Source organism: Enterococcus sp. S183_ASV_20 (assembly GCF_018919685.1).
GTDB lineage: Bacteria > Bacillota > Bacilli > Lactobacillales > Enterococcaceae > Enterococcus > Enterococcus faecalis.
The window spans coordinates 1-8053 of record NZ_JAHLRI010000080.1 but is presented as its reverse complement, the minus strand read 5'-3'; the positions used below and the strand labels follow the sequence as shown (position 1 = coordinate 8053).

At 38.4% G+C, this 8053-nt stretch carries 8 protein-coding genes and 1 pseudogene; 2 read left to right on the top strand and 7 right to left on the bottom strand.

What is annotated here, in order from left to right:
• Window positions 1-103 (top strand): annotated as a pseudogene (locus tag KQI94_RS14535) (IS30 family transposase); the annotation flags it as partial.
• Window positions 104-232: 129 nt separating this feature from the next.
• Window positions 233-499 carry a hypothetical protein gene (locus tag KQI94_RS16835; RefSeq protein WP_002388498.1) on the top strand — a complete coding sequence of 89 codons (267 nt, stop codon included), beginning with the start codon at window positions 233-235 and terminating at the stop codon, window positions 497-499.
• A gap of 60 nt (window positions 500-559) precedes the next feature.
• Here KQI94_RS16835 and KQI94_RS14530 read toward each other — a convergent pair whose 3' ends face one another.
• The 7 genes from KQI94_RS14530 to KQI94_RS14500 all read right to left on the bottom strand — a co-directional run.
• The gene (locus KQI94_RS14530; protein ID WP_002355724.1) at window positions 560-2107 is read right to left on the bottom strand and encodes a DEAD/DEAH box helicase; all 1548 of its coding nucleotides are present in this window, start codon (window positions 2105-2107) and stop codon (window positions 560-562) included.
• Window positions 2108-2409: 302 nt separating this feature from the next.
• Complete coding sequence (murF, locus tag KQI94_RS14525; RefSeq protein ID WP_002355722.1) at window positions 2410-3783, bottom strand: UDP-N-acetylmuramoyl-tripeptide--D-alanyl-D-alanine ligase; 1374 nt, start codon at window positions 3781-3783, stop codon at window positions 2410-2412.
• Between the two features lie 78 nt (window positions 3784-3861).
• Window positions 3862-4932, bottom strand: a complete 1071-nt coding sequence (locus KQI94_RS14520; protein ID WP_002355721.1) for a D-alanine--D-alanine ligase — start codon at window positions 4930-4932, stop codon at window positions 3862-3864.
• A gap of 140 nt (window positions 4933-5072) precedes the next feature.
• The gene (locus KQI94_RS14515; RefSeq protein WP_002385002.1) at window positions 5073-5519 is read right to left on the bottom strand and encodes a YaiI/YqxD family protein; all 447 of its coding nucleotides are present in this window, start codon (window positions 5517-5519) and stop codon (window positions 5073-5075) included.
• Window positions 5516-6544 carry a hypothetical protein gene (locus KQI94_RS14510; RefSeq protein ID WP_002355719.1) on the bottom strand — a complete coding sequence of 343 codons (1029 nt, stop codon included), beginning with the start codon at window positions 6542-6544 and terminating at the stop codon, window positions 5516-5518. Before KQI94_RS14510 ends, KQI94_RS14515 begins: the two co-directional genes overlap by 4 nt.
• Before the next feature lie 93 nt (window positions 6545-6637).
• Window positions 6638-7648 carry a sugar kinase gene (locus KQI94_RS14505; RefSeq protein ID WP_002355718.1) on the bottom strand — a complete coding sequence of 337 codons (1011 nt, stop codon included), beginning with the start codon at window positions 7646-7648 and terminating at the stop codon, window positions 6638-6640.
• 9 nt (window positions 7649-7657) lie between these two features.
• Window positions 7658-8053 (bottom strand): KDGP aldolase (locus tag KQI94_RS14500; protein ID WP_216454547.1); only part of this gene is annotated, 396 nt, incomplete at its 5' end.

Sequence of the window (8053 nt, the reverse complement as noted above, 5' to 3'; positions counted from 1 at the left end):
CAATCAACGTAATCATATTCCAAGAAAATCATTGAATTACAGAACACCAATTGAGATATTTTTGAGCTATGTACAAGAAGCATTTTATTCTAACTTAATTTGACAAATCATAAAAGTAAGACAACAACTAAGAAGTATCAGAAAAAAATCAGGAAACTAAGCGGATGTTCTGATATTTTATATAAAATTTTGGCTACTTATGGGAGAATAAAAAGAAAAAGGAGAAAAATGTATGACTTTAACTTCTCGGCAAAAAAAGTTACTTCGTTGCGCCCTATTTATTTTTACTTTGTTGCTCTACATATTTCCAATCTTCTTTAAAAATCCCAGCCTATTTTTTCTCTTGCAACTGGTTTGGATCGTAACCATTCATTTGCTACAACAAAAAATGAAACTCTTCAATCTAAATTCCCCGTTGAAAACTTGGATAATTTTGGCGTTTTTCTTTTTCTATATCATTTTGATGCCTTTTTTACTTTTTTTAAGTTTTTCTATTTAACGATTATCTACCAAAAAAGAGCGAGTGTTCCGTTCATATACGGAACACTCGCTCTTTTGATTATTTGGCGTTTTCGCGAATGACGAAACCACGTTTTTTATCGTTATGACGTTTGCCGCCACGTTGATCTTTATTTTTGCGGTCGCTATTTTTGTAATTACGGTCGCCATCTTTATGGTTTTTGTTGCCACGATAGCTGCCACCTTTACCATTGCCACCACGGTTGCGATTACGGTTGTTCCCACCGCCACCACCACGGCCATTTTTGTTAAAGCCTTTTTTATTTGAAGGCAATGGTCGTTCTGGGGTAATTTTTACAGGAACCGCATCTGCTGGATCTTTCGCTACTGTTTTTAATAATAACGCAGCTAAGTCTGTCGCTGAATATTTTTCTAATAACGCTTCAGCAGATTCTAGATATTTGTCTAAACCATTTTCTTCTAGATCACTTTCGATGGTTTCAACAGCTGCACTTAATTGTCCTTTAAATGCTTCTTTTTCGGTTGGTGGACGTAATGGTGTCATCCGTTTTTTCGTTAGGTTTTCGATGACATGTAAGTAACCCATTTCGTTTGGTGTTACAAACGTCACAGACATACCACCTTTACCAGCACGACCTGTCCGACCAATACGGTGAACATAACTTTCTGGATCTTGTGGAATATCGTAGTTATAGACATGGGTGACACCTGAAATATCTAACCCACGTGCTGCTACATCTGTTGCCACTAAGATATCTAAGTTACCATTTTTGAATGAACGTAAAACGCTCATCCGTTTTTGTTGTGATAGGTCGCCATGGATGCCTTCTGCTTTGTAACCACGCGCTTCTAACCCGCGGGCAAGTTCATCAACACGGCGTTTTGTCCGGCCAAAGACAATGGTCAATTCTGGGGTTTGCACGTCTAGTAAACGTGTCATAATGTCAAATTTTTCAAAGTCTTTTGAACGTACATAATATTGATCAATTAAATCAGCCGTCATTTCTTTGGCTTTAATCTTCACATGTTCTGGTTGTTTCATGAATTTCACGCCAATATTCTTGATTGCTGGCGGCATAGTTGCTGAAAATAGAAGTGTTTGACGTTGTTCTGGCACTTGTGAGATGATTTTTTCAATGTCTTCCAAGAAGCCCATGTTTAACATTTCATCTGCTTCGTCTAAAACTAATGTTTCAACAGTTTCTAATTTCAAGGTACGACGGTTAATATGGTCTAGTAAGCGTCCTGGTGTACCTACAACGATATGTGGACGATCTTTTAGTCCACGGATTTGGCGACCGATATCAGCCCCACCGTAAACGGCTTGGACGCGAATCTTTTTATCGCGGCCTAAACGGAATAACTCTTCTTGTGTTTGGATAGCCAACTCACGGGTTGGTGCAATGACTAATCCTTGAATAACGCGGTTGTCTGCGTCAATTTTGTTAAGCATTGGTAAGCCAAAAGCAGCGGTTTTCCCTGTTCCTGTTTGTGCTTGTCCGATTACGTCTTTTCCTGCTAACGCTAACGGAATTGTTTCTGATTGAATAGGGGTTGCTTCCTCGAAGCCTGCGCGTTCTACCGCTGATAATAATTCTGGCGCTAAACCAAGTTCTTTAAATTTCAAATGATATCCTCCTAGATTTTGTTTCGGAAAGAACGATTTCTTCCTAGTTTCAGGTGTCTTCACTTTCAGTTGTTAAAAAGAAATCCATTATAGTGTGCCAACTATTTCTTCTTTCCTGATTTCACCGAAAAATTCACCTTATGGCATTAGAAAAGCCAAACGTGGTCGTTCAGCTTCACATTTATTATTAAACATAGAAATAGATCTATTTTATTTACTACGATTCAATTTTTCTCGTCATCTTCCGGCAATAGGTCATTCTATCATAGAATCCTATTTTCAGCAAGTTTTATGAAACTTATTTACTTTTCCAAAAGTGCATCGATGACTTCACGAAGTCCCATCCCGTTACTTCCCTTTAAAACCACCATATCTTCTGGCTGTAAAACTTTTTTGACAGCTTCAATCAACTCATTTTTTTCTTCTTTTTTAAAAGAATGAATGTTAGCTGGTGCATAGGTTTCTTGCAATTTATCAGCTAAATAAGCCATTTCAGAACCATATAAAAAGACTTCTTCAATCGCATCTGGGGCTAAATGCTGCGCCATTGCTTGATGCATGGCAGCAGAATCAGGACCTAATTCTAGCATGTCTCCTAAAACAGCAATTCGTTTTCCTACTTTGGACATTTTGCTAAAACTGTCCAGAACAAGACCCATAGCTGTCGGATTGGCATTGTACACGTCACTTAAAATTTCAGCACCATTCGCTGCTTTCAGCCATTCTGTCCGATTCTTTGTTAGTTCCGCTGTAGCCAACCCTTTTTGAATCTCACTATCCGTTAATTGGAAATAACGACCAATGCCAATTGCGATTAATGCATTGGTGACATTATAGGTTCCTGGCACTGGAATCGTAAACGTCATTTGTGTATCACTGATTTTGAATGAGGTTTGCTCTTTGGCTTCATTTGTGACGATTCCTTGAAGTTGACTTTCCTGGCTAAAACCAAAAGTAATCACTTGTTGAGTGACTTTTTCCACCAATGGTTCTAGCAAAGGTTCATCGCTTGGCACAAATAAACTACCGTCTTTGGCTAAACCATCTACGATTTCCATTTTTGCTTGTGCAATGCCTGCTCGTGAGCCTAAATTTTCCACATGGGCTTCGCCAATCATTGTGATGGCGGCAACTTCTGGCTGAGCCAGATTGGAAAGGAAAGAAATTTCCTGAGCATGATCCATGCCCATTTCTAAAATCAGTTTTTCTGTTTCATCAGGCATGTGTAAAATAGTATAGGGTAAGCCAATTTGATTATTGTAATTGCCTTGCGTTTTGTAAGTCACAAACTTTTCAGATAACACAGCAGCAATTAAATCTTTAGTGGTGGTTTTTCCATTACTGCCAGTCACAGCGATGACATTCGGTTGCATTTTATTTAAATAATAGGTAGCTAATTTTTGCATAGCAACCAGTGGATCAGTAACATGCAAAACAGGCAATTGTTGCGGCGCATCGACTAAATCCTGTCCCCAAAAAGCGGCCTGACAGCCATTAGCCATGGCACTCTCAATAAAACGATGACCATCATTTTCACCTTGTAAAGGAACAAAGAGATTTCCTTTCACAATTTTACGACTATCAAATTCAATGCCTGTTAAAGGAAAATCAGGCCATTGTTGCCAATCATTACTGGCTTCAACCGCTTGCGCTACTTCCCAGAAGGTTAATTTCATTATGTTTTGCTCCTCTGACACAGGGACTGGGACATGCCAAAGTCTTGTCATGTCCCAGTCTTGTGTGATTTTTTCTTCTTAGTTATTATAAAATTCTTGGCGTTGTTTAAAACGATTCAAAGCTAACTGAATCAGTTCCTCAATTAAATCACTGTATTTCAAGCCCATATTTTCCCACAGTAAAGGATACATACTAAAGTCAGTAAAACCAGGCATGGTGTTCAATTCATTCAGGAATAATTCGTTTTTGCTTGTTAAGAAGAAATCACAGCGACTTAAGCCACTTCCATCTAACATAATATACGCTTTTTTAGCGTATTCTTGCGCTTGATGAGCTACTTCTTCTGGAACATGCGCTGGGATTTGCATTTCAATCGTGTTATTGATGTATTTTGCATCATAATCATAGAAAGCGACATCTTTCACCACTTCACCAGGTAAAGTCGTACGGACATCTTCATTTCCTAAAATGGCTACTTCAATTTCACGTGCTTCAATCCCTTGTTCAACAATTGCTCGGGCATCATAACGGAAAGCTTCTTCCAATGCTTCTTGCAATTCTTCACGATTTTCCGCTTTGCTAATTCCGACACTAGAACCCATATTGGCGGGTTTAACAAAGACCGGATAGATTAAAGAACCTTCACATTTTTCAAAGACTTCTTTTGGATTTCCTTTCCAGTCACTTCTTAAAACTGGCACGAATGGTACTTGTGGAATGCCAACAGTTTGTAAAAGATATTTCGTCATGATTTTGTCCATTGCGTTAGCACTAGCTAAGACACCTGCGCCTACATAAGGCATATTAATGGTTTCCATGAATCCTTGAATTGTTCCATCTTCACCATTTGGCCCATGTAAAACAGGGAAAACAATCGCTTCTTCTTCATAAATTTCCGAAGGACTGATTCGTTTTCCTGAAAATTCGCCTGTTTCTTCAGGTGTTTGTGCCCAAGTTAAATGTAAAACTTCTTTATTTTGTGGTCGTTCAGATAAGAGAGGGCCTTTTACCCATTGACCGTCTTTACTAATAAAGACTAACTGTACTTGATAATATTTATAATAGATTGCATTTAAAACGGAATATGCAGACAAAACAGACACATCGTGCTCTTCACTTCTGCCGCCATACAACAAAATAATCTTCAAATGCTTGTCCTCCTAGTTTCTTTCCTGTCTTTTAGAAAAAATTATTTTTCAAATTATCCTTACTTATTTTAGCATAAAACCCAGTTTCATAATAGAAGCAAATTTAGTGAAGGCAAAATTCTTTGCTTGCCTTTTCCTTGCTAAAGACTCCGTTCCACCAGCTCAATAAGGGCTTGTTTAAACGTTGTTCTATCTTTGTCTGTAAAAGGTTTAGGTCCTTTCGTTCGGCCACCTTTTCGCCGAATTTGGCCACTAAAATAGCGTTGTTCTAACAAGCCATCAATATTTTCTTTCGTATATTGATAACCTAGTTGATGTAAAACTGACACTCCCTTTGGCAAAACCAAGGAAGCTAAGCCATAATCTTGTGTAATTAAAAAATCCCCTTTTTTTATTAACTGCACAATTTTAAAATCAGCAGCATCCGCTCCTTTATCAACATACACAAAAGAGACATTTTCTGGATAATCTTTTAAGGAATAATGATCTACACTAGTAACAATCACCACATCCAAAGCTTTCTCTACAGCGACTTCAATAACCGTCTCTTTCACAGGTGAACCATCGCCATCGACAAAAATTTTCATTCATTTCCCTCGCTTCTTCCTTGCTCTAACCATTTGGGATGACGTTGAAAGTAGTGTTGTAATTCGTCAAAAACGACTTCTTTAACCACTTCATATAACTCTGTATTTCTTAAAATGGTTTTCGTTGCATCAGTGTAGCGGGGCTTTGGTATCGTAATGGCTAAAACAAAATCAAATTCTGCTAAAAAACTATCTGCTGTCACAGATAATGAGTAATGTTGCTCCTCTAAAAATTGATTAAAGGCGGCCACTACGCCATCAAGAAAACCCTCATAGTGGGTTCCACCAAGACTAGGATAATGCCCATTAACAAATGTTTTTTGCACTTGCGGCGCATGATTTTTACTCAAAATAAATTGAACAAGGGCCAATTCTGTTTGCTTGGCTTGAATAATCGGTGCAGCTTTTCTAGTTAATGGGTTATCTTTTTCAAATAAATAATTACTTAAACCTTTAGGGTAATAACAAAGATTTTTTTGTTCCTCTTCTTGTGTTAAGAGAATCTTTAAGCCTGGATTCAACATGGCAATCTGTTGACATTGTTGTAAAACACGCATATAAGAAAGTGATTCTGTACCAAAAATTTGCGTATCTGGCCAAAATAAGACTTCAATTCGTTCCTGGGTTTCTTCAATAGGTAATAATAATCGTTTTTTCAATTGCCCTTGATGATAAATAAAAATAGTCCGCTGTTTTTCTTGATCGATACTGATTCCTACTTGTTTTGAGAAGGCTTGTAAAACAGATAAATACAGAAAAGGCGGTTCTAAATCGACTTGCTTTTGTTCAAAAACAAGCGGTCGTGTGGAAGATACCTGAAAAGAGATTTGTTGACGCGATAACTGTATAGCAATTTTCCCTTGATTCTTTTCAATGAAAAACTCTAATAAACCGTTAATTGTCTGAACAAGTAAATTCTCTAAGCCGACTAAGCCAGTCGTTCCAATGAACGCTTCTGGTCGTTTTTGAATCCGTTCAATAAATTCATCATTTTCTAAAACTGTTAAAAGATGTGCAACACTCATCCTGCTGCCTCCTTTGCAATCTGTTTCTTTTAATTATAATGAAAAAAAGACCAGAAGAAAAGCCACACGCGACTTTTCTTCTGGTTTTCTTCTTTAACGAATTAAATCAAGATTCGGATGCTCAAGAACGTGATTCACTTGTTTGACCGTTGTCAAAGGAATATCTCCTTGAATCGTATGTGCAAGGACCCCATTGACTGTGGCAAAGGTAACTGCCTTTTCTAACGACCAATTTTGGCTATAGCCATATAAAATCCCCGCCGCATAAGCATCACCAGCACCAATTCGATCAAGATTAAGAAGCGGTCTTTTTTCACTCTGTTGGTACTCATTTTGGGTATATAAATACCCACTTAAGTAGTTTTGATTTTGGGAATGACTTCTCGTTGTCCCAGCAAACCATTCCAAATTGTATTGAGACATGAAGCGCTGAATCAGTTCAGTTTCTTGTGCCTCACCTTCTAAATCTTCTCGCGGAATGAAACCTAATAGCTCGACCAAATCACGACGACTGCCAAAAACAATATCACAATAAGGTAAAATGCGTTCGTACTGTTGACGCATAAAGAGTGCGCTATTTGCTGTATTCAAACTAGGTCGATAATTAAAGTCAAAACAAACTTTCTTTTGATAGGCATGCGCCTTTTGAGCAAGTATCAAAGCAGCATCACGAGTTTTTTCAGTTAAACTTAACGAAATACCACAAATATGCACCATATCTACTTCCGCTAAAAAGGCCTCAAAATCGTAGTCCTTCGCCTCGCTGATGCCAAAAGCACTCTGATGGCGATTTTGATAAGTTACTTGTGTGGGGCGGATTCCATAACCCATTTCTGCAAAAAAACTACCAATATGATCGCCCTTTTCTCCTACCCATTGATCTGAAATTCCTAACTTCCTTAGCGCTGCTTTGCCAGCTTCACCAAGACGATTGGCAGGTAATTTCGTAATCAATGCTGTTTCTAGTTGAAAATGAGCCAAATTTGCTAAGAGATTTACGCCAGTCCCTACAAAGTTCATTCTTAACTGCTCTGTTTGTTCTAACATTAGATACTCTGGCGGAGTGAAACGAAGCATGACTTCACCAAACGCAGCAATTTTCATCTTTGCCACCTACTTATTCAATGTGTTTTTCATCATGGTTAGTAACGTTTTCACGTCTTCTGTTCTAGTGTCCCCTGTTTCTTGATCGATAATTGAGCTGTAGACATGAGGAATGATTTTTTTAACGCCGGCATCCACCGCAATCTGAACAATTTCTTCAAAGTTTTCTAAATCAATGCCCCCTGTTGGCTCTAAATAAAAGTCATACTTGGCACAAGCTGCTGCTACTGCTTGGTATTCTTCTTTGCGAGCCAAGCCTTTCATCGGGAAATATTTAATGGAACTGCCCCCCATGTCTTTCAACAATTTGATGGCGGTTTCGATAGGTACTTCCGCCGCTGGCGCACCCGAGCTTAACGGACCTGTCGCAATGTTGACATAGCCAACTTTGCCTGTGGGTGAAAC